This window comes from Paracoccus tegillarcae (genome assembly GCF_002847305.1).
GTDB lineage: Bacteria > Pseudomonadota > Alphaproteobacteria > Rhodobacterales > Rhodobacteraceae > Paracoccus > Paracoccus tegillarcae.
In genome coordinates, this window is the sequence record NZ_CP025408.1 from 3645879 (window position 1) to 3666346 (window position 20468).

General features: G+C 61.3%; 17 protein-coding genes and 2 tRNA genes. 10 read left to right on the forward strand and 9 right to left on the reverse strand.

What is annotated here, in order from left to right; all coding sequences use genetic code 11:
• Position 1 precedes the first annotated feature (1 nt).
• On the forward strand, positions 2-610 hold the full coding sequence (locus CUV01_RS17885) for a sulfotransferase family 2 domain-containing protein (RefSeq protein ID WP_101461657.1): 609 nt from the start codon (positions 2-4) through the stop codon (positions 608-610).
• Here the strand turns inward: CUV01_RS17885 and CUV01_RS17890 are convergent.
• Positions 595-1152 (reverse strand): glutathione peroxidase, encoded by a 558-nt coding sequence (locus CUV01_RS17890; protein WP_101461658.1) that lies wholly within the window; start codon positions 1150-1152, stop codon positions 595-597. The genes CUV01_RS17885 and CUV01_RS17890 overlap by 16 nt on opposite strands.
• Positions 1153-1172: 20 nt before the next feature.
• Positions 1173-1640, reverse strand: a complete 468-nt coding sequence (locus CUV01_RS17895; RefSeq protein WP_101461659.1) for a type II toxin-antitoxin system RatA family toxin — start codon at positions 1638-1640, stop codon at positions 1173-1175.
• Positions 1641-1705: 65 nt separating this feature from the next.
• Here CUV01_RS17895 and CUV01_RS17900 point away from each other — a divergent pair, with 65 nt between their 5' ends.
• Positions 1706-1891, forward strand: a complete 186-nt coding sequence (locus CUV01_RS17900; RefSeq protein ID WP_101461660.1) for a hypothetical protein — start codon at positions 1706-1708, stop codon at positions 1889-1891.
• A gap of 8 nt (positions 1892-1899) precedes the next feature.
• Here CUV01_RS17900 and ypfJ read toward each other — a convergent pair whose 3' ends face one another.
• A complete protein-coding gene (ypfJ, locus tag CUV01_RS17905; protein WP_101461661.1) occupies positions 1900-2742 on the reverse strand; it encodes a KPN_02809 family neutral zinc metallopeptidase in 843 nt (280 codons plus the stop codon).
• A gap of 253 nt (positions 2743-2995) precedes the next feature.
• Between ypfJ and CUV01_RS17910 the strand changes: the two genes are divergently transcribed.
• The 4 genes from CUV01_RS17910 to CUV01_RS17925 all read left to right on the forward strand — a co-directional run bounded on the left by CUV01_RS17910 (position 2996) and on the right by CUV01_RS17925 (position 8286).
• Positions 2996-3574 (forward strand): YqaA family protein, encoded by a 579-nt coding sequence (locus tag CUV01_RS17910; protein ID WP_101461662.1) that lies wholly within the window; start codon positions 2996-2998, stop codon positions 3572-3574.
• Positions 3574-4062, forward strand: a complete 489-nt coding sequence (locus CUV01_RS17915) for a disulfide bond formation protein B (RefSeq protein ID WP_101461663.1) — start codon at positions 3574-3576, stop codon at positions 4060-4062. Before CUV01_RS17910 ends, CUV01_RS17915 begins: the two co-directional genes overlap by 1 nt.
• Positions 4063-4273: 211 nt before the next feature.
• Positions 4274-7009 carry a DNA gyrase subunit A gene (gyrA, locus tag CUV01_RS17920; protein WP_101462212.1) on the forward strand — a complete coding sequence of 912 codons (2736 nt, stop codon included), beginning with the start codon at positions 4274-4276 and terminating at the stop codon, positions 7007-7009.
• A 152-nt stretch (positions 7010-7161) separates the two neighbouring features.
• Positions 7162-8286 carry an AI-2E family transporter gene (locus CUV01_RS17925; protein WP_101462213.1) on the forward strand — a complete coding sequence of 375 codons (1125 nt, stop codon included), beginning with the start codon at positions 7162-7164 and terminating at the stop codon, positions 8284-8286.
• A 216-nt stretch (positions 8287-8502) separates the two neighbouring features.
• On the opposite strand, the gene CUV01_RS17930 is transcribed toward CUV01_RS17925, so the two are convergent.
• The 4 genes from CUV01_RS17930 to CUV01_RS17945 form a co-directional block, all read right to left on the reverse strand.
• Positions 8503-10998: a mechanosensitive ion channel domain-containing protein gene (locus tag CUV01_RS17930; RefSeq protein WP_101461664.1), complete on the reverse strand. Its 2496-nt coding sequence runs from the start codon at positions 10996-10998 to the stop codon at positions 8503-8505.
• A 6-nt stretch (positions 10999-11004) separates the two neighbouring features.
• The gene (locus tag CUV01_RS17935) at positions 11005-12036 is read right to left on the reverse strand and encodes a cysteine synthase A (protein WP_101461665.1); all 1032 of its coding nucleotides are present in this window, start codon (positions 12034-12036) and stop codon (positions 11005-11007) included.
• 107 nt (positions 12037-12143) lie between these two features.
• A complete protein-coding gene (locus CUV01_RS17940; protein ID WP_101461666.1) occupies positions 12144-13244 on the reverse strand; it encodes an NUDIX domain-containing protein in 1101 nt (366 codons plus the stop codon).
• A complete protein-coding gene (locus CUV01_RS17945) occupies positions 13241-14113 on the reverse strand; it encodes a hypothetical protein (RefSeq protein ID WP_157994906.1) in 873 nt (290 codons plus the stop codon). The genes CUV01_RS17940 and CUV01_RS17945 overlap by 4 nt, the downstream gene beginning before the upstream one ends.
• Positions 14114-14211: 98 nt before the next feature.
• Between CUV01_RS17945 and CUV01_RS17950 the strand changes: the two genes are divergently transcribed.
• Positions 14212-14301 (forward strand) — tRNA-Ser (locus CUV01_RS17950).
• 40 nt (positions 14302-14341) lie between these two features.
• Complete coding sequence (locus CUV01_RS17955; RefSeq protein ID WP_101461668.1) at positions 14342-15079, forward strand: hypothetical protein; 738 nt, start codon at positions 14342-14344, stop codon at positions 15077-15079.
• Positions 15080-15124: 45 nt separating this feature from the next.
• Here the strand turns inward: CUV01_RS17955 and CUV01_RS17960 are convergent.
• Positions 15125-15214 (reverse strand) — tRNA-Ser (locus CUV01_RS17960).
• 220 nt (positions 15215-15434) lie between these two features.
• Positions 15435-16952 (reverse strand): hypothetical protein, encoded by a 1518-nt coding sequence (locus CUV01_RS17965; protein ID WP_101461669.1) that lies wholly within the window; start codon positions 16950-16952, stop codon positions 15435-15437.
• Positions 16953-17218: 266 nt separating this feature from the next.
• On the opposite strand from CUV01_RS17965, the gene CUV01_RS19945 reads away from it, so the two are divergent.
• Together CUV01_RS19945 and CUV01_RS17975 are read left to right on the forward strand one after the other, a co-directional pair.
• Positions 17219-18382: a phosphatase PAP2 family protein gene (locus CUV01_RS19945; RefSeq protein WP_198731848.1), complete on the forward strand. Its 1164-nt coding sequence runs from the start codon at positions 17219-17221 to the stop codon at positions 18380-18382.
• Positions 18383-20467: a S8/S53 family peptidase gene (locus CUV01_RS17975; RefSeq protein WP_101461670.1), complete on the forward strand. Its 2085-nt coding sequence runs from the start codon at positions 18383-18385 to the stop codon at positions 20465-20467.
• Position 20468: the final 1 nt, after the last annotated feature.

The following is a 20468-nucleotide window of genomic DNA, read 5'->3' on the forward strand; positions in this document are numbered from 1 at the left end:
GATGCTGGTGCTGACGCGCCCTCGGCTGGTGCTGCTGTCGGTCCCCAAGACCGGCACCACTGCCCTCGAGGCCGCGCTGGCAGAAGATGCCGATATGGTGCTGCGCAACCCGCCGCATCTCAAGCATATGAACCTGCGCGGCTGGCAGAACCGTCTGGCCCCTCTGTTCGAAGACAAGGACCGTCCTTTCCGCATCGTCGCCGTGGTGCGTGATCCGGTCGACCGTTTGCGCAGCTGGTATCGATATCGCCACCGCGATGACCTGGTCGGGCGGACCAACAGCACTCGCGGCCTGAGCTTTGAAGATTTCGCCGCCGAGGTGATGAAGCCCGACGACCGCGCGCCCTATGCGCGGATCGGCACGCAAACCGATTTTCTGACCGGCAAGGACGGCACGATCGGCGCAGATCTGATCTATCGTTACGAGAATATTCCGGATCTTACCGCCATGCTGGCCGATGCGCTTGGCCGTGATCTGCGGCTGGACCGGCTGAATGCTTCGCCCACCGTGGAAACACCGCTATCCGAGGCAACCGAGGCGAAACTGCGCCACCACCTGGCCCCGGATTGCGCGTTGCACGCCACCGCGCGTGGTCACGCCGACAGATAGGGCGTGAACGCCTGCCGGATCGTGTCGGATTGGGGTTTTACCGTGGCAGGCCAGGTTTGGACCACCTGCCCGTCCGGACCCAGCAATACCTTGTAGAAATTCCAGGCCGGTGCGTAGCCGTGATCCTTGCGCAGCCAGGCATAGAACGGGTGCAGGTCGCCCCGTGTGACATGGATGATGTCGCTCATCGGCAGGGTGATGCCATATTGAAGGGTGCAGAATTCCTTGACCTTCTCGGCATCGTCCAGTTCTTGGGCGAAATCATCGGAAGGCGTCGCAAGAACCACCAGCCCTTTGGGCCCGAACTCTTCGTGCAGCGCCTGCAGCCCCTCCAGCTGCGGCGTAAACCCACATAGCGACGCGGTATTCACCACCAGCACCGGTTTGCCGCGCCAATCGGCGGTGTTCAGCACGCCGCCATCGATTGAGGGAAAGGTGAAATCTGGCGCAGGCCCCTGCGCGGCGGATGCACCACGACGGCGCGGCAACAGCAGCGCAGAGATGGCGGCAAGACCGGCTTGCAGGGTACGGCGACGTAGCATGGGTTCAGGTTAACCCGAATTCAGCCCGTCGCATAGAGTTGTCGCGCGCGCTGTTCGAATGCGCGCACGATCCGGGCCATCGCCTCACCAAAGAAGACACCGATCACCTTTTGCAGGATGGCGTTCTTGAATTCGAAATCGACCCAGAAATCGATCCGTGAGCCACCCTCGTCCAGATCGGTAAAGGTCCAGCCGCTGCGCATATATTTGAACGGCCCCTCCAGATATTCGGTGTCGATCTGCAACGGGCTGCCCTGCTGCGTCGGTCCAAGGATCACCCGGCTGCCAAAGCGTTCGCGAAACACCTTGAAGCTGATGACCAGATCAGCCTCGACCAGCTCTGATCCATCCTCCTGCATCCGCCGCGAGCGGATCCGCGCAGCGCTGTTCCAGGGCAGGAATTCGGGATAGCGCTCTACATCGGCGACCAGATCGTACATCTGCCGGGCGGTGTAGGGCAGAACGCGGCTGTCATTGGATTTGGGCAAGGCGGTCTCGTGACTTTGCGACGTGAATGTCTATATCGAGGACGGCTTAGCAAAAAGGACAGCCAATGAACAACCTGATCTGGCTGATCCGTGCATCGCGTTGGGCGCGAAACCCGCCAAGCCGGCGAATGGTGATACTGGTTTTCACCATTGTTGCCCTTGGCCTGGCGCTGCTGGGGCTGGAATATTTTGGATTTTGGCCCGAATGGGCGACGCTGGATCAGGGGCGTCGCCCGCGCATTCCGCGCTGAGGCGGGCTTTACAGCCCTGCCTCGCCAAAGCTGTTGCACTGGTCAAGCTGGCCCGTACGAAAGCCGCGCATCAGCCATTCCTGACGCTGCTCGGCACTGCCATGGGTAAAGCTGTCGGGCATCGGCGTACGGCCGGCGCTTGACTGGATCACATCGTCACCCACGGCGCGGGCTGCATTCTGGGCCTCTTCCAGATCGCCCTCTTGCACGCTGCCGAACTGTTCGCTGGCTTCGCGCGCCCAGATGCCGGCAAAGCAATCCGCCTGCAATTCGGTCAGCACTGACAAAGCGTTCGAATCCGCTTCGCTGGCGCGTTGGCGCATCTTGGTGACCTCGCCCAGAATGCCCAACTGATTCTGCACGTGATGGCCAACCTCATGCGCGATCACATAAGCCGCAGCAAAGTCGCCGCCCGCGTTCATGCGCTGCGACATCACGTCGAAAAACTGCGTGTCGAGGTACAGGCGCTGGTCGCCGGGGCAATAAAACGGTCCCATCGCCGCAGAGGCACCGCCGCAAGCCGACTGCACGGCACCACGAAACAGCACCAGCGTCGGCACTGTATAGTCGCGGCCTGCCTGCTCGGGCAGGATCTGGCCCCAGACCTCTTCGGTATCGGCCAGCACGACAGAGCTGAACTCACCATATTGCTGGTCTGCCTCGCTGAGTTCGCCTGTCTGGGTGGAACCACTGTCCATCTGGCCCACCAACGGCGATATATCGACGCCGAAAAAGTAACCAAAAGCCAATACCGCCAGCATGCCGACGATGCCGATGCTGCCTGCTCCGCCAGCGCCCATGCGCCGCCGATCCTCTACATTTCGACTACCGCGCCGACCCCGCCATTCCATGCATGCGGTCCTTTCTGAGCTGTTTCTGCTTTTGCCTTTGCACCGCAACAAAGGCGGCATCGTGATCAAACACCGGGCCTGCCCTTGTGGTTCCGCCCGATACCTGACGTCAGTTTCACCGCGAGTACCGGCCTTGCCAAGGCTTTACCCACGGCCCATCCGCCGATCAATCCGGCGCGAGGCGCTGCGGCACGGGTTGACGCGGGCAGCGGTGCAGGTCAATTGCCTCAGGAAAAGAAGATCGAGGGGCCGGATGCTGCGCCGACTATACGACTGGACGATGGGGCTGGCCTCGCACCGGCATTCCCTCTGGGCGCTGTTCGGCGTCAGCTTCGTGGAAAGCAGCGTCTTTCCGATCCCGCCCGACGTGCTGATGATCCCGATGGTGCTGGCACGCCGCGACCGTGCCTTCATGATCGCGGCGGTTGCCACCATCGGTTCAGTTCTGGGTGCGTTGCTGGGCTATTGGATCGGGGCCACGCTGATGGACAGCCTGGGCCAATGGGTGCTGACGGCCTATGGCAAGCAGGACAGCTTTGATCATCTGGCGGCACGGTTCGATGAATATGGCGCATGGGCGGTGCTGTTTGCCGGCGTGACGCCGTTTCCGTTCAAGGTCATCACCATCTTTTCCGGCGCGGTCAGCCTGTCGCTGCCAATCTTTATCGCCAGTTCGATCATCGCCCGCGCGCTGCGCTTTTTCATCGTGGCTGGACTGCTGTGGCGCTTTGGCGAGCCGATCCGCGACTTTATCGAGCGCAGGCTGGGTCTGGTCTTTACCCTCTTCATGATCTGCCTGATCGGCGGCTTTGTTGCGCTGAGGTATCTGTGATGCGCAACCTGACCGATGGCCAGATCGCCACGTTGGCGGGGCTGGGCTCTGCTGCCTTGCTGGCCGCTGCTCTGTTCTTTCAATCCATCGGCTATGCGCCATGCGAATTGTGCATCCTGCAACGCTGGCCTCACCTGATCGCGGCGCTGATCGGGCTGGCTATCTGGTTTACAGGCTTTCGGCGCTGGCTGGCGGTACTGGGCATGGCGGCTGCGGCCACTGCGATGGGGCTGGCGCTGTACCATCTGGGCGTCGAATACGGTTGGTGGCCGGGACCGGCGCATTGTTCGGGCGGCGTCTCGGGACTGACCAGCATGTCGACCGAAGATCTGATGGCACAACTGCAGGCCGCCCCGGTCGTGCGCTGCGACGAGGTCAGCTGGCGTCTGGTTGGCCTGTCGATGGCGGGCTGGAACATGCTCTGTTCAGCGGTTTTGGTGGTGATATGGGGCCTGTCGCTGCGCCGGACCGGCGAAGCCGCCGCCTGATCGGGGCAAAAGCCGCCGAATTTCGCCCAAGGCGCGGTATCTTCTGCCTTTTCGCCGCGTCGCGGGGTCTGCGCAATTGCATCCAGATGATGCAGTCGTTATATCAATCAGCAATAAATGTTGAGGCATAACAGTGGCAGAGAACCGCGACGACGACGCACAGGAATCCGGCGATAACGGCGAAGAGAACGGGCGTCCCGAGCGTGTCGTGATGGCCCATGACGGGCCGGTCATCGACATTTCGGATGAGATGAAGACGTCTTATCTGGACTATGCCATGTCGGTCATCGTCAGCCGCGCGATCCCCGATCTGCGCGACGGGCTGAAACCGGTGCACCGCCGCATCCTTTATGCGATGGACGAATCCGGCAACACCTTTGACAAACCCTATCGGAAATCGGCACGTCCGGTCGGCGACGTGATGGGTAAATATCACCCGCACGGCGATTCCGCGATCTATGACGCGCTGGTGCGGATGGCGCAAAGTTTCTCGATGTCGCTGCCCTTGCTGGACGGTCAGGGGAACTTTGGCTCGATGGACGGCGATCCGCCCGCCGCAATGCGCTATACCGAAGTGCGCATGGCCAAGGCGGCGAATTACCTGCTGATGGATATCGACAAGGATACGGTCGATTTTCAGGACAACTATGACGGCAAGGACCGCGAGCCCACGGTTCTGCCTGCGCGTTTCCCGAACATGCTGGTCAATGGCGCGGGCGGTATTGCTGTAGGCATGGCCACCAACATTCCCCCGCACAATCTGGGCGAGGTGATCGATGCCACGCTGGAACTGATCGAAAACCCCGACCTGCCGACCGAACGTCTGATCGAGATCATTCCCGCCCCCGATTTCCCGACCGGTGGCATCATCCTTGGCCGCTCTGGCGCACGCAAAGCCTATCTGGAAGGGCGTGGCAGCGTCATCATCCGCGCCCGCACCCGTATCGAGGAATTGCGCAAGGATCGTTACGGCATCGTCATCGACGAGATCCCCTATCAGGTTAACAAGGCGACCTTGCAGGAACGCATCGCGGAACTGGCCAAGGAAAAGCGCGTCGAGGGCATCGCCAACGTTCAGGACGAATCCGACCGCTCGGGCATCCGTGTGGTGATCGAGCTGAAACGCGACGCCACGCCCGAAGTGGTGCTGAACCAGCTGTTCCGCTTTACCCAGATGCAGACCAGTTTTGGCTGCAATATGCTGGCGCTGAACGGCGGCCGGCCCGAACAATTGGCGCTGCGCGATTTTCTGACCAATTTCCTGACCTTCCGCGAAGAAGTTGTCGCACGACGCACGGCCTATGAACTGCGCAAGGCACGCGAACGCAGCCATATCCTGTGCGGTCTGGCGGTCGCCGTCAGCAATGTCGATGAGGTCGTCGCCACCATCCGCAGCAGCGCCGATGCCGCCGAGGCGCGCGAACGACTGATGGAGCGCCGCTGGCCCGCCCATGAGATCATCGAATACCTCAAGCTGATCGACGATCCGCTGCACCCGGTCAATGATGACGGCACCTATTACCTGTCCGAAACGCAGGCCCGCGCCATTCTGGATCTGCGCCTGCAAAGGCTGACCCAGATCGGCGTGCAGGAAGTCACCGACGAGTTGCAGCAGCTTGCCGATGCGATCCGCGACTATCTGGCGATCCTGGCGTCGCGCGAACGGATCATGGCGATCATCAGCGACGAGTTGCGCGAAGTGCGCGAGTTGTTCGCCGTGCCGCGCCGCACCGAGATCGTCGATTGGTCCGGCGATATGGACGACGAGGACCTGATCGAACGCGAGGATATGGTCGTCACCATCACCTCGGGCGGCTATATCAAACGCACGCCGCTGGCCGATTTCCGCAGCCAGCGTCGCGGTGGCAAGGGCCTGTCGGGGATGGCGACCAAGGAAGACGACGTCGTCACCACGCTATTCGTCGCCAATACCCATACCGAGCTGCTGTTCTTCACCACCGATGGCATGGTCTACCGGATGAAGACGTGGCGGCTGCCGCTTGGCGGACGCACGGCCAAGGGCAAGGCCATCGTGAATATCCTGCCGATCGATCTGGGGGTTTCCATCGCTGCGCTGATGCCGGTCGATGCGCCCGAGGCTGAATGGGACGGCTATCAGGTGATCTTTGCCACCTCGCAGGGCGATGTGCGCCGCAACGCGCTGTCGGATTTCGCCAATGTGCGCTCGAACGGCAAGATCGCGATGAAGCTGCCCGAAGGGGTCGAGTTGATCGGCGCGCGGATGGCGACCGAGGAGGATGACGTGATGCTGGTCACCGGCGGTGGCCGCGCGATCCGCTTTCCGACGACCGCCGTGCGCGTCTTCAAGGGCCGCGATTCCACCGGTGTTCGCGGCATCCGCCTGCCCGAGGGCCAAGAGGTCGTCAGCATGTCGATCATCCGCCATTTCGAGGCCGATCCCGCCGAACGTGTCGCCTATCTGAAAATGCGCCGCGCCGTTGCTGGTGCACTGGATGACGGGGCCGAGGCCGATGACGACGAGGAAGCGGTCGAAGAGGGCAGCATCACGCAGGAACGCTATGCCGAAATGTCGGCGGCCGAGGATCTGATCCTGACCATCAGCGCCAAGGGTGCGGGCAAGATCAGTTCCAGCCACGATTATCCGGTTCGCGGACGCGGCGGCCAGGGTGTCATGGCCATGGACAAGGCCATGCGCGGTGGCACGTTGATTGCCAGCTTCCCCGTCGAGATGGATGACCAGATCATGCTGGCGACCTCGACCGGGCAGTCGATCCGGGTGCCGGTGGATGGCATCAGCTTCCGTTCGCGCAGCGCGGGCGGTGTGAGGGTATTCAACACCACCAATGGCGAAGAGGTCGTTTCCGTCGCCCGGATCGCTGAACAGGAACAGCCCGTCGGCAGCGACGATGAAAACCAGACACCGATCGACGGCGAAACGGGCACGGATGAGGATAATCAGGGCTGACAGCATGGCGCCTGCAATCGCGGGCGCCCCAATGGCTTGACGCATTGAGAAAACCGGTTTCCGATGGGAATGTGGTGCTGGCGGGCGAACCCGCCAGCGAGGAATGGGAAACAAAGGTGAACGGATCGAACGAGTCAGTACTGCGCGAACGGTTGCAGACCGGGTTTCTGGGCCTCATCGCGTTTTCACTGCTGCTCTTCGTGCTGGTTCAGGCGCGCTTCATCCTGATCGCGCTGGCCATTGCAATCATCATCTTTTCGCTGACATCGGACGCCATCGGCGCCATCTCGCGCCAAAAGGTGCCCAGCTGGCTGGCCACGACACTTGCCCTGCTGGGGATTGCCCTGGGGCTGCTATGGCTGTCGACAACCATCGTCTCACAGGTCAATCAGGTCGTCTTTACCGCGATCACCTATGCCGAGCAGGCACAGGCGGTCTTGCCGTCGCTGACCGAACGGCTTGGCCCCAACGTCTCTCAAGCGGTCCAGACCGCGATCAACAACACCGATTTCGTCGGCTGGATCAGATCGGCCGCCGGCGGCGCCTCTGGCCTGCTGTCGGGATCGGTGCTGGTGATCCTGTTCGTCGGCTTCATGTTCGCCGAGCGTGTCTGGTTCCCGCTCAAGGTTGAGCGTCTGACGGGTGATCCGGTGCAGGCGCTACAGGTGCGCAGCATCATTGCCTCGATCATGCACCGGGTTAACCGCTATCTGGTCGTCAAGACCGCTGTCAGCGCGGCCACGGCAGTGATTGTCTGGGGGGTTTTCACCGTCGCGGGCCTGGAGCTTTCGGGCCCCATCGCGATGATGACCTTCGTGCTGAACTTCATTCCCTCGGTCGGCTCGATCATCGCCACACTGATCGCCTTTGTCCTGTCCTACGTGCTTAGCGCCGATATCAGCGTGGCCGTCATGGTCGGGCTGGCTTGCACGCTGACACAATTCCTGATCGGCAATGTTCTGGATCCGATGCTGCTGGGCCAGACGCTGCGGCTGTCCAGCTTTGGCATCATCCTGTCGTTGGCCTTCTGGGGTGCGGTATGGGGCGTGCCGGGCATGTTTCTGGCGGTACCGATCATGGTGGCGCTGATGATCGTCTGCGCCCATATCCCCTGGCTCAGACCGGTTGCGGTAATGCTGTCACGCGAAGGCCTGCCAGAGGACGGCATGAGCGATGAGGAAATCGTCAATGGCGGCAGCACCGGCCCGCAGGTTCAGCCCGTTGAACCGACCCCCCCGGAAGAACTGAAGCCGGTCGCCCGCAAGTCGGTCATGTAAGCAGCGCGCAGAAGCGGACGGGCCGGGCAACAAACCCGCGCCACCCCGCAACACGCGCTTGGGCGCTTTCCGCGGTTTCGAGCGCGTCGCTAAATGTCAAACTTCAGGCTGACCAACGACATCTTCCACCAGGCGGTTGTTAACCCCGGCCGCCATGATCGCAAACATGCCGCAAGAGCGGGTGCATCTAGCGGCACCCGATCTCAAGGCGCCTGCTCAGTAGTCGCCGTCTCCGCCGCCATCACCGTCAAAATCGCCGTCGAAGGTCAGGCTTGGATCGCTCTTGTCGGCGGTGCTTGGGGCCTTCGGATCGTCGGCCTGCGCGGTTTTCGGACCATCGTCGCGCTCTGCTTTGTCCCTCTTTCCGGCTGAGGCCTGTGCCAAGACCTCGGGATTGCGCAGCCAGACATCGCGCTGTGCATAGGGTATCTCGATCTTCTCTTGTGCAAAGCGGCGCACGACCTCGTGCAGCACATCCGAGGTCACATTGATGCCGCCGGCCACATCCGACAGAATCGCGCGGATCTCGAAATCCATGCTGTCGGCACCCAAGCCCCTGAACAGAACGACGGGGGCCGGATCGATCATCACCGTGGGCTGATCCTCGATGATTTCACGCAAGATCGCATCGACCTTTTGCGTATCGGTGCCATAAGCGACGCCCACCGGAATGATGACCCGACCATTGCGGCTGGACCTGGTCCAGTTGGTCACCGGCTGGCTGACCAGGTCGCTGTTGGGGACGATCACTTCGGTCTTGTCGAAGGTCTCGACCGCGGTCGAGCGGACCGAGATACGCTTGACGATGCCCTGCTGACCGCCCGCGTCGACCCAGTCACCGACACTGATCGGACGCTCGATCAGCAGGATAATGCCCGCGACGAAATTCGACACGATGTTCTGCAGGCCAAAACCGATACCCACCGACAGGGCGCTGGCAACAATCGCCAGCGAGGACAGGTTGATCCCGGCCGATGAGATGGCAACCACAGCGGCGATGAATATCCCCAGATAGCCCAGCCCGGCGACAAGCGCATTCTGCCCGCCCGCCTCGATCTTGGTCTTGGGCAACACCGAATTGCGCAATGTGCGTTGCAGCGCGCGGGTGATTGCGTAGCCGATGCCAAAGACCAGGATCAGGCTGATCACACCGCCGGGCGAGATAGTGATGCCACCAAAGGTCGCGCCCGCCATCATCCGGCGCCACATCTCGGCCAGCTCAGCCCTCGACGCCCCCCAGATTGCCATGAACAGCGGCACCGACATGACAACCAGGATCGCCCCGATGATCAGCGGCCACAGCCCTTCGCGCGCGCCCTCTTCGCCGCGCTTCAGCATGTTGAAGATATCGGCGATGAGATCCTGCGCCAGGATCAGGAAACCCAGCAGCGCCAGCGTCAGCAGCCACGACCACATGAAGCCGTTGGCGACGTTGATGAAACTGATCGCACCGACAATCACGGTGCCAACCGCGACGACCCGCGACAGCATACCCGCGATCGCCATCACGCGGTTGCGCACCCGCGTGTCGTCTTCGCTGGACCAACGCATGATCCCGCGCAGGACATTGCCAAGCCGGAACAGAAAGATCGCCGCCAGCAGGATCAGCACGAAATGGATCACCGTGGCAGCGCCATCGGACATGTCGAAAGGCAGTCGCGGTGCGCGTTCGTTTTCGGGATAGATGACCGAGGCCGGCAGCACCGCATTGGCCAGCACATGCTGCACGGCAAAGATCATCGCCAGAATATTGGTGCTGTTGCGCGCGACCGCGCGGCGCTTGTCAGGAATGTCCAGCGTCGCATAGGCAATCACCTGGCGCGGGAACAACTGCCGCGAAATCCAACGCCCGATGAACAGGATCACCCCCGCGCCCGGCAGCGCGAAAAGAATGGGCTGCGTCCACTGCCCGAACCATTCCGTCGCCAACAGCCCGGTGATGCCAAGAAAGATCCCCAGCATCGGAATGATGATCTGTCCAAGCGAGACGAAAAACGCCACCACCGCGCGTGAATAGCTGGAGGCACGCGCCGAAAGGACCGAAGGCAGCCGCTCGATCCAGCGACGCCCAAAGGTCAGAAGCAGGACCGCCAAAGCGATATATCCCAGAACCTTTGGCAACCGGCCGCCCAACTCGGACAGCCCGCCGCTTTGCTGGGTCAGGCTTAGCGTGGCACTGCCGATCGCGCGCAGCAATTCAGACCCTTCGGTTGCCGCTGCGCGCAGGTTCGCCGGCAGCAACGGCGACGGAAACAGCTTGGCGACCTGTTCGGCCTCAAGGTCGGTCAGGCGTTCGTTAAGGCCCTCGATGATGGAATTTGCACGGCTGAGTGCCTCGTCCGCGGCCAGCACCGGCGCCTGCAAGGCAGCAAGCTGCTGGTTCAGTTCGGCTCGCCTGTCGGCGATGGCCTCGTCCTCGGTCTCACCCTCGGCGGGCGCGGCACCAAGCGCCGAAATCTGATCCCTGACAGTGGCAATGCGCCCCGAATTCGACCCCTGCGCCGATTGAAACTCGTCACGCCAATCCGCGACGGATTGGCGGGCCTCGATCAGTTGTTCTTCTGTTGCATCGGTTGCATCGGTCAGCCCCTCGGCATTCGATGCGAGCGTTTCCCATTGCTGATAGTCCAGCGCCTGATCATCCTGCGCCAGGACCGGCCCGGCAACAGCCAGCAACACCGCCAGAATGACGGAAAGAAGAACCTGTTTCATGTGATGTCAGCCTTCGAAGACTTCGGGCAGTTTGGGCGTTTCGGCAACCAGCCAATCAGGGACCGGCAGGCCCTTGGCGCGCAGGAAGTCGGGGTTGAAAAGCTTGGTCTGATAGCGGTTTCCGTAATCGCACAGCACTGTGACGATGGTCTTGCCCGGCCCCATCTCGCGCGCCATGCGGATCGCACCGGCGATGTTGATCCCGGTCGAGCCGCCCATGACCAGCCCCTCTTCCTTGACCAGATCAAAAATGATCGGCAGCGCCTCTGCATCCGCGATGCGCCAGCTGAAATCGGGCGTGAACCCTTCCAGATTGGCGGTGATGCGTCCCTGCCCGATCCCCTCGGTGATCGAATCGCCCGGGCTGGCGAATTCGCCAGTCGTATAGAAACTGTGCAAGGCAGCGCCTTCGGGATCGGCCAGACCGATCTTGACGCGCTTGGGCTGCAGGAACTGCCCCACACCCGCCAACGTCCCGCCAGAGCCAACGGCGCAGGTGAACCCGTCGACCTTGCCGCCTGCCTGTTCCCAGATCTCGGGGCCGGTCGTCTCGAAATGCGCTGCACGATTTGCGACATTGTCGAACTGGTTGGCCCAGATGGCACCATTGGGTTCGGTCTGGGCCAAAGCCTCGGCCAACCGCCCGGAATAGCGCACGTAGTTGTTGGGGTTCTTGTAAGGCGCGGCCGGAACCTCGACCAGTGTTGCGCCCGCCAGCCGCAACATGTCCTTTTTTTCCTGACTTTGGGTTTCAGGAATGACGATCACCGATTTGAACCCCATCGAGGCCCCGACCAGCGCCAGACCGATGCCAGTATTGCCGGCTGTGCCCTCGACAATGGTGCCGCCCGGACGCAACTGGCCCGAAGCGACCGCATCCTTGATGATATACAGCGCCGCACGGTCCTTGACCGATTGGCCGGGATTCATGAACTCGCATTTGCCCAGAATCTCACAGCCGGTTTCCTCGCTTGCCCGTTGCAGGCGGATCAGAGGGGTGTTTCCGATGGCCTCGGCGAGGTCCTTGCAAATGCGCATGGCGGTGTCCCTGTAGCTGGGTGATCTTTTAGCTCGGCCGTGGCCGGCTTGTCCCTACCTATACGCGCCCGCCATGAGGGGGCAAGCCCACGCACAGACCCGGAACCTCACGTTGCCGCCAATTCCTGTTGCAGCCGTGTATGGTTCAACTGCAGCCACATGGCCAATAGCGCCAGCGGGCCGTTCGACACCTGCCCTGTTGCGGTCAGCGACTGCAACTGTTCACGCGGCAGGATATGGCTGCGAATATCCTCGTGTTCGCTGTCGAGCCCGTGGATACCTGCCGCATCGTCCGGCAAATCGGCCTGCGCCACGTAGAGATAAAGAAACTCGCCAACCGCACCCGGACTGGGATAGTTGTGAATGGCCGGGAAAAGCTGGCCAAGCGGCAGCCGCGCCTCTTCCATCGCCTCGCGGCGGGCGGCGATCTCGGGCGTTTCGCCCACGTCGATGCGGCCGGCAATGGTTTCCAGCAGCCAGGGCTGTGGATCGCCGCGCATCGCCGGCGCCACCCGGAACTGGTCGATCAGCAAAACCCTGTCGCGGACCGGATCCCAAGGCAGGACAACAACGGCGTCACCCATTACGAAGCCCGCCCGCTTGACCTCGGCCGACCAGCCGCCAGAGATCAGCCGATGGCTCAGCCGCCACTCTTCGACCGCGAAGAAATCGGCATAGGGCTGGCTGCGCTGCACCAACTGCCAGTCAGCTGTGTCGTCGCTATGGTCTATGGGCCCGACCAATCCACCACCTGCGGGCGGAGTGGCCTTTGCACGCAATCGGCTGTCGGCCCAGACCCCGATCATCGGCAAACGCGAGGCGATGACGGCAGCCGCGATCTGCGCCGGCTGCGCCAGCACCTCTTGCGCGATCTCGGCCGCCAGATGGGCGGGCCACTGATGGTCATCCCACGGGATGCCGCCCGGCCCCTGCGCCAGTGCACCCAGAACGCGCATGCCCTGCAGCGGCACCGGCGCCAGCCCCATGACCTCGGCATAGCGCATCAATGCAGGCGTCGGCGCGACCGCGACCGCAGCGATCTGCCCCGGACCCTGCTGCCAGACAGGCCAGCCATGACGCGCGATCCCGGCCCGCATGCCGCCGGTCAAGCGGCCATCCAGGGTCATCTCGCGCCCCACTGTCAGCCCAAGAACATTGCGCACCATCGGATGGGCCATCGGCCCCACCAGAACCAATTCACCATTCATAGCTGCTGCCCCGAAATATGCAGTGCTGCCGCCTGCCCCATTTCATAGGATGTCGTTTCATAGAGATGATCAAAACCGGCCATCTGCACGTCCCAAAGCACAGCGCCTGCATCCGAGGTCGCAAAATCGATGAACGCGCCAAGCTCGTCAGTCGTCAGCGGGGCATAGGACAGATACAGATAAGCGGTCACCCATTCGCGGGTCTGCAGGCGGATCTCGTCTTCCCGGGCCCAGGTGTCGGCCAGGATCTCGGCCTCGGACATCGGCACCTGATAACCGCCGGCATCCCGAAACCCCTGCGCAAACGCCAGCGCCGCATTCAAGCCAGAGGCGACGTTCTGCTCGATTAGGTCCGTACCGTCGAGCAGGTGGTTTATCTGCGCCAGCCGCGGTGCTTCGATACTCTGGGCATCGCGATATGCTTGAATAGCGCCCGCCTCTGTATCGCTGTCCAGCATGGCACGCCTGCCCGCCAGATCCAGTTCAATGATCTGCTGCCCCAACGTGGTTGCGTAAAAGGCAATCGCCTCTTCAAGGGAGGCTTGCGATCGGTCATCCAGCGCCGCCTGCATCCCCGAACGCAACAATCCGGCCAGCCGCTGAGGTTGGTGTATCGCGGCCACGCCTTCGACCCAGCCAGCATCGCTGCCACGTTCAAACAACATCTGGGCCATCTCATCAGCCTGTCCCAACGCCTCGGCCTGCAAAGTCGGCATCAGCTCATCGAGCCGCAACACGGCCCACAGTCGGGCCTCAGAGGTCACCTGCGGCATCTGCGCGGCGGCTGGCGGCTCATCGGCCAGGCCACGCGACGGCGAAACCCAGAGGGCCACCCCGACGGCAAGGATCATCAATAGCCACCGCGTCATCAGCCCGCCTTTCATCACACTCGCTGGTTTTTCGCGGAAACCCTCTTGCGCTTCAACCCCTGCCCGTCTAAATCCCCGCCTCACCACACCAAAAGCGCGGAGAGGTGCCGGAGTGGTCGAACGGGGCGGTCTCGAAAACCGTTGAGCCTGCAAGGGTTCCGTGGGTTCGAATCCCACCCTCTCCGCCATTTGTCCCAAGCCGTTGTTTTCGCTAAGGGTTTACTCCTGATGTCCAAGCCGAAGTTGTCCATAATGGACCACAGGAAGGCAGAAGACGTGCAGTATCTCGTGCAACCTCGCGGCCCCGGCAGAAGCTGGGTGTTCAGAATGGTAACGCCCCCTGCTCTGTTGGGGTTGCCGAACCCTTGGGATGGGAAGCAACTGGGCAAGGAAATCAAACGGGGCTTGTCCACCGGCCACCTGCCCGACGCCCGCAAGCTCCGCGACATTCTCTTGGGTGGCTTGCGTCGACTCGAAGCGCAGCAAGGCGACAAGGGTGCGTTCTCGCTACCATCAGCCTTTGAGTGGCGGGAAGCAATTGCCGCAGACGCCGACGCGAATACCGGTGATACCCACGGCGGTCTTGAACTGGTGCTGCACGACAAGCTGGAAGCTGCCGCCGCCCGTGGCTTCCCTGTGGATCAACTGCGGCGGTTTTCTCGGATCGCCAATGGGAAAGGGTATCCGCTGGAACGCGCCCTTGCCGAATACATCAAAGCCCGCCGCCCCGGAAATCCGTTCCAGTTCAAGCCAATCAGCCAGTCCACTGCGGATAACCTGAAGACCGCTGCCAAGCACCTGCGGGCTTTCCTTCTCGACGTAGACAACACGGTCTCTGAAAGAAATTCACCAAATGAGTGCAGTCATGAGGTTCAGAGGAAAGCCCGCCGAGAGAACGGGTTTTGCGCCGATTGCGGGCAAGGTGGTGTTCAGCATGTTCGGCAAACCCCTCTGAAAACACGGTAAAATCCGGCCGCAGCCGGATCGGGAGAACGCTTTCGCTGGGGCAAGTGGCGGAGACGAAGGGATTCGAACCCTCGAGACCCTTCCGGGCCTACTCCCTTAGCAGGGGAGCGCCTTCGACCACTCGGCCACGTCTCCGCCGACCCGTTTAGTGATCCGGGCTGGCAGGGGCAAGGGGTAAACTGGTGGCTTTTGATGGTTCTCTTTCGCGGCCAGCCGAATGATGTTTGGTGAGCGTCTGGTTTTCATGGCCAGCAAAGAAACGGAAGCCTGATCAGCGGACATTTTGGGGGACACGCGGACAGCGACCGGCGCCCGGATCGCCGCGTGCAGAACACGTTGCGAACCAACGGTGCCGTCAGGTCAGCAGCGGCACCTTTCGGACGTCGATCAGTCCGCTGCGGCGCAGGGGCTCTACCGGATATTCGGGATCGGCCAACAACCGTGTTTCGAAATCCGGCTCTAGTTCGCGCAAACGATGCACGGTCAGGTGGGCGCGCTCGTAATCTTCGGCCAACAGATAGCTGGCAATCAGGTAGCGCAGCGGCGGGGCGAAAACCGGGCGTCGGGCGTTGATCGTCTCTCCCATCTTGATGGCCTCATCGAACCGCGACGCCATGCAGGCGGTCAGCGCCACGATCCCGTCTACGAAATCACGTGCAGGCCCCTCGCCCGCGATGCGCCGCGCGTAGGCGGCCGCCTGGTAGCCTTTTTCGTGTTGCCCGACGTTGACGCGGGCGACACCCAGAAAGGCCCAGCCAAGAATGTTGTTCCGATCAAGCCGGATCGAGCGTTCGGCCAGGTCCAGCGCGACCTCGAATTCACGCAGGACGAAGCCGTAGATATGGCTGGCCAGTGCAAGCACCAGCGAGTTGCCCGGCTCCAACTCGATGGCTTGGGTGATCAGGCGTCGGGCGTCGAATTTCGCCTGCGGGGAATCGCGCCGCTCGCCGACGACAAAGCACCAGATGAAAGCTTGCCACGCCAGATCGATGCCTCGTCCATAACGGTCGTAACTTTCCTGCAGTTCAAGGATCAGGGCGCCGGGATTGCTGCCGACCGACGACCACATACGATGCAGCACAGCCGCGGATTCTGTGACCGCCGGGTCATTTGGTGGCAGGCGTCCAAAGGGTCGCATACCACCAAAGGCGGAAATCGTCCCATCGATGCATTGATTGATCAGCCGAGACAGCGTGGCGCCCGCGTTGGCGGTGTCACTGGCTGTCATCACCTCGGATTTCTGCCAGCAGACAGAGCCGCCCGGCATCACACGCAGGCGGACATGCAGCGCGGTTCCCTCGCCCAGGGCACGTTCGCCCACCTCCAGCAGATAGAACAGATCTGAGGGCTCAGCATCAAAGCCAAAGCGCACATCGACGGCGCCGGCCTCGGCCACGCCCTTGCCGACGGCGTGCAACACATGTTCGGCAAACATCGCGAAACCGCCATCCGACAGCGCCGACAAATGCAAGATTGGCAAGGGCGGCTTTCTGGCGTCAACGACGACGGTTTTAGAAACCTTAAAGACCGGCGTCTCGGCCGGGGCAACATCTTCATGGGCCAGTCGCCGGTCGCGCAGCCAATCCTCGAACTCGGGATCTTTCACGCCGATGCCGTCGAGATAGATCAGCCCCCTGCCGATAGCGGCGGCAACTTTGGCGTGATCGTCGATATCGATTGTTACGCCGCCGCGATCCAGCGCCACCATCCGGTTGTCCGCGCGCAGCACATCACGGTAGTCGCCGAGCGAGCGTCGTATTTCAGACAGGGCCTGACGCAGGCTGGTCGCACCCTGAGCCTGCTCGCGGTCACTCCAAAGCTGATCCTGCAGCGCAACACGGGTGCAGCGCAGCTCGGGAGATTCACAAAGCAAAGCGATTAACGCACAGGCCTTTTGAGAACGTGGTGTCAGGTCCTCTCCATCAGAACCACGAACTGTAAACTGGCCAAAAAGCGTAATCGCCAGGGGCGCAAACTTATTCATATCGACCCTTACCGGATTCCTCTAGCCGGAGGCTCGCGTACAGCATACTCGCTTTTAACGAGATATTGACACAATTACATGCCAGGACTTATCCTGCAACGAGCCGATCTTAAAAACGACATAATCTCTGATCCTTAAATGAAGTGGAATGACGGATGTCTGAACTCGGTTACGGGTATGGATATGGCTATGGGTATGGCTATGGTTACGGGTATGGATACGGCTATGGTTATGGTCAAAATCGTGGCGGTGGCGGTTTAGATAACGGACCCAAATCGGCAGCACTGATCAGCGCGCGTGATGGTGTCGTTGGTCCGTGGTCGCAGGCAAGTTCGTCGACGCCCACCCAATATCCCGATGGCAATCCCTCGAATGTTTTCAACTGGTCCCCTCGCGTCAGAGCGGAGGTGTTCCGAAACATCCTGCTTGCGCCGATCGACGTTGTCCAGTCGAATGACAGTTGGACAAGCCTCTGGGTGCGCCACGCGATCGCGCCGCCTGCGCTGGTGACCGATCCGATCGTCGTACCCGCGTCGGCGCAACTGCTGCAGATGCAGCGTCCGTCGACCACCTTGTTCAAAGAGCAACTTGAATGGGTCAATTACTGGTCATCGCTCAGACCCGAGCGGATGAACGAAATTCTTGTGGAAACCGAAGATATCCTGGCGCCGATGGCGTCAGTGATCGATGTCGACCCCACACGCATGCCCTACACGTTTGAGTTGTTGGGTGCTTTTCACCAGACGGTTGTTTCTGTCGAAATGCGGTTCAAGAACGCCATGGCCTGCCGCCGGCCCGTCCGCTATTCCGCCCAGATTCAGCCCATGATCCAGACGCCGGGACATTCCACTTATCCTAGCGGTCATGCGACAGAATCCTTTGCTTTTGCCTATCTGCTGGCCACATTGGCCAATTATCGCGAGCAAGCAGGGCCTGGCACGCCGCATTCTGCGATGACAGAGCAGCAGATCGCTGAACAGGCCTATCGCATTACCCAGAACCGCGTCGTCGCTGGCGTTCATTTTCCGGTAGACAACAGCGCCGGATCGCAGTTGGGGCTCACTCTGGCAGAAAACATTGTGCATCGCTTTCGTGTCGCCGCGGGCGAGACGCCGAACACACCGCCACCAGAAGAACCCGTCGTCGTCTCCTTCACCGACGCCGACAATTACGATTTCGACTATACCAAGTATTGGCCTGAAGTGATTCCCGGCTTGTGTTCTGCTGCCCCGCCCTGCCCACCCCAGGGGGTCGACCGAAATCCGGACGCCATCCTGGCCGAATTGTGGAAACGCGCCACCGCGGAATGGACGCGTTAAATGGAAAAGGGTGAAAAACCGATCGAGGACGAAAATAACGATATTCCCGATCATATCGACCCTTATCGTTTTTGGTTCACGCAGGAATTTGAACGATCGGGAATTGATAATTTCATTTTGCCTTTTCTGATTACTGCGGATGACAGCCAACAATTGCGTCAGCGTTATGAGAAACTGAAGGGTAAACTGAACGATCAAGTTTACCTTCCGGAATTCTATGAAAAGCTGTATTTCAACAATGGGAAAAGCTCGCGCGCCGAAGGTCCATACCAGATGGTGGTGCTGGTAAAGGGCGGCGGCGCGGTAGACGCGCTGGTCAAAGACATCGAGGGCGTCGTCGCCAGTGGGATGCCGACCCCCGCTCCGATCTGGCCAGACCATTCCCCGGAAAAGCGCCCGGCTTCGGCCAGACTGTCGGAATATCTCACCCCGGGGCGCAAAGTCCGCAAGCTGGTCGCCCTGATCGACACCGACATCGCCTTTGCCAATGCGCGCTTTCGCCAATCACCCCATTCGACGCGGATCGGCTGGTACTGGGATATGGATGCCTCTGCCTATCCGGGGTTTGGCCGCATGATGGCGCGTTCGCAGATCGACGCATATCTGGCCGGCCTGTCACCGGGCGGCAATAGCGAGATGCAGCTTTATCTGGACTATGCGCGCGATTCCTATCTCAACCCGTGGGAGGCGCTGCCGCCGCCGATGTTCGGGCATGGGACCGGTGTTCTGGACGCAGCCGTTGGTGGCCAGCTTCCGGGCGACGGCGATGATATTGATCTGGTCTGCGTCCAGTTGCCGCGCTTTGCCGTTGCGCAAACCCATGGCCAGTTCCTTTGGCTTTATGTGCTGATGGGGCTGGACCTGATCTCTTACCTCGCCTGGATGATCGAACAGGAGCAGGGAGAGAGGCCCGAGACACTGGTCAATATCAGCGTGGGCGGCCATGGCGGGCGCCATGATGGGTATAGCGGGTTGGAAATGGCCATGGATTCACGCATCCGCAACGGCAATTTGCAGGCTATCTATCTGGCCGCCGGCAACAGCTTTCAGGAACGCATTCACGCCGCCTTTACCGGTGAAACGCTGCATAAGCGACAGGATCTGATCTGGCGTATCCAGCCCGATGACGGCACCAGCAGTTTTCTTGAGATCTGGTTGCCCACTGACAAGCCCCAGCAGTTGGAACTGACGATCACGGTGCCCGGGCAGCCCCCGCTGAACATTCCGGCGACAGATATCAGACCGGGATACACGACCCCTATCCACGCAGATGGGCAGGAGGTCGCAAAGCTGAGTGTCCAAAGCGATCCTTTATACTCAGCCCCCGGCGTCCCAAAGCGCCTCATCGCCCTGCTGTCGGTCAAAAGCACCGCGCTGTCGCGGGCGCAATTCATCGGCTCATCGACCGGACTGCCACAAATCGCCGGCGACTGGATCATCGGGCTGAAACACGGTCCCAAACTCAAGGCAAAGGGCATTGTCACACTCTGGATCTCGCGTGATGACGAGATCCTGCGACTGCCGACGGGCGCCAGACAGTCCTTCTTTACCGATTACTCGCCGGCCGCCGAAAATGTCGTGAAAGAGGGTACGATCTCGGACATGGCCTCAGGGCGCGAGACGACGGTTTGTGCGGCTCATTGGGCAAGCGACCGCATGATGACCCCTTATTCCGGCAGAGGCATCCCAAGGAAAGAGGCAGTGGCCAAACGCAATGTCTTTCCCTTGGCCTCTTACGTCGCAGATGAAAGCGAGGCGCATGAAGGCGTCACCGTTTCGGGCTATTTCAGCGGCAGCGCCGTCACGATGCGCGGGACCAGTGTGTCCTCGCCGCTCGTGCTGCGCCTTGCCCTGACAGGCGATCTGCCACCCGGGCCCGGATCCATCCGCAAACGTGTCGGCAATCTGGCAGCAAGCCAAGAGGCCGCGCTGCCGGTCCATGACAACCCGGTCAAGGCCAGCGCGCAGAATCGCGAAACCAGCGAACCCGAGGATTACGGCAAGGGACGGCTGGAATTCATGCAGCATCCGCTTGGCCAGCCCGGCTCGACGAATTATCCTAGGCGGCGGCGCAACAGCATCTGAC

Bases quoted from the DNA above. Each gene is read 5' to 3' on its own strand.
- CUV01_RS17885 (WP_101461657.1), top strand. From the start codon at position 2: ATGCTGGTGCTGACGCGCCCTCGGCTGGTGCTGCTGTCGGTCCCCAAG.
- CUV01_RS17890 (WP_101461658.1), bottom strand. From the start codon at position 1,152: ATGCTACGTCGCCGTACCCTGCAAGCCGGTCTTGCCGCCATCTCTGCG.
- CUV01_RS17900 (WP_101461660.1), top strand. From the start codon at position 1,706: ATGAACAACCTGATCTGGCTGATCCGTGCATCGCGTTGGGCGCGAAAC.
- ypfJ (WP_101461661.1), bottom strand. From the start codon at position 2,742: ATGGAATGGCGGGGTCGGCGCGGTAGTCGAAATGTAGAGGATCGGCGG.
- CUV01_RS17910 (WP_101461662.1), top strand. From the start codon at position 2,996: ATGCTGCGCCGACTATACGACTGGACGATGGGGCTGGCCTCGCACCGG.
- CUV01_RS17915 (WP_101461663.1), top strand. From the start codon at position 3,574: ATGCGCAACCTGACCGATGGCCAGATCGCCACGTTGGCGGGGCTGGGC.
- gyrA (WP_101462212.1), top strand. From the start codon at position 4,274: ATGGCCCATGACGGGCCGGTCATCGACATTTCGGATGAGATGAAGACG.
- CUV01_RS17930 (WP_101461664.1), bottom strand. From the start codon at position 10,998: ATGAAACAGGTTCTTCTTTCCGTCATTCTGGCGGTGTTGCTGGCTGTT.
- CUV01_RS17935 (WP_101461665.1), bottom strand. From the start codon at position 12,036: ATGCGCATTTGCAAGGACCTCGCCGAGGCCATCGGAAACACCCCTCTG.
- CUV01_RS17940 (WP_101461666.1), bottom strand. From the start codon at position 13,244: ATGAATGGTGAATTGGTTCTGGTGGGGCCGATGGCCCATCCGATGGTG.
- CUV01_RS17945 (WP_157994906.1), bottom strand. From the start codon at position 14,113: ATGACGCGGTGGCTATTGATGATCCTTGCCGTCGGGGTGGCCCTCTGG.
- CUV01_RS17955 (WP_101461668.1), top strand. From the start codon at position 14,342: ATGTCCAAGCCGAAGTTGTCCATAATGGACCACAGGAAGGCAGAAGAC.
- CUV01_RS19945 (WP_198731848.1), top strand. From the start codon at position 17,219: ATGTCTGAACTCGGTTACGGGTATGGATATGGCTATGGGTATGGCTAT.
- CUV01_RS17975 (WP_101461670.1), top strand. From the start codon at position 18,383: ATGGAAAAGGGTGAAAAACCGATCGAGGACGAAAATAACGATATTCCC.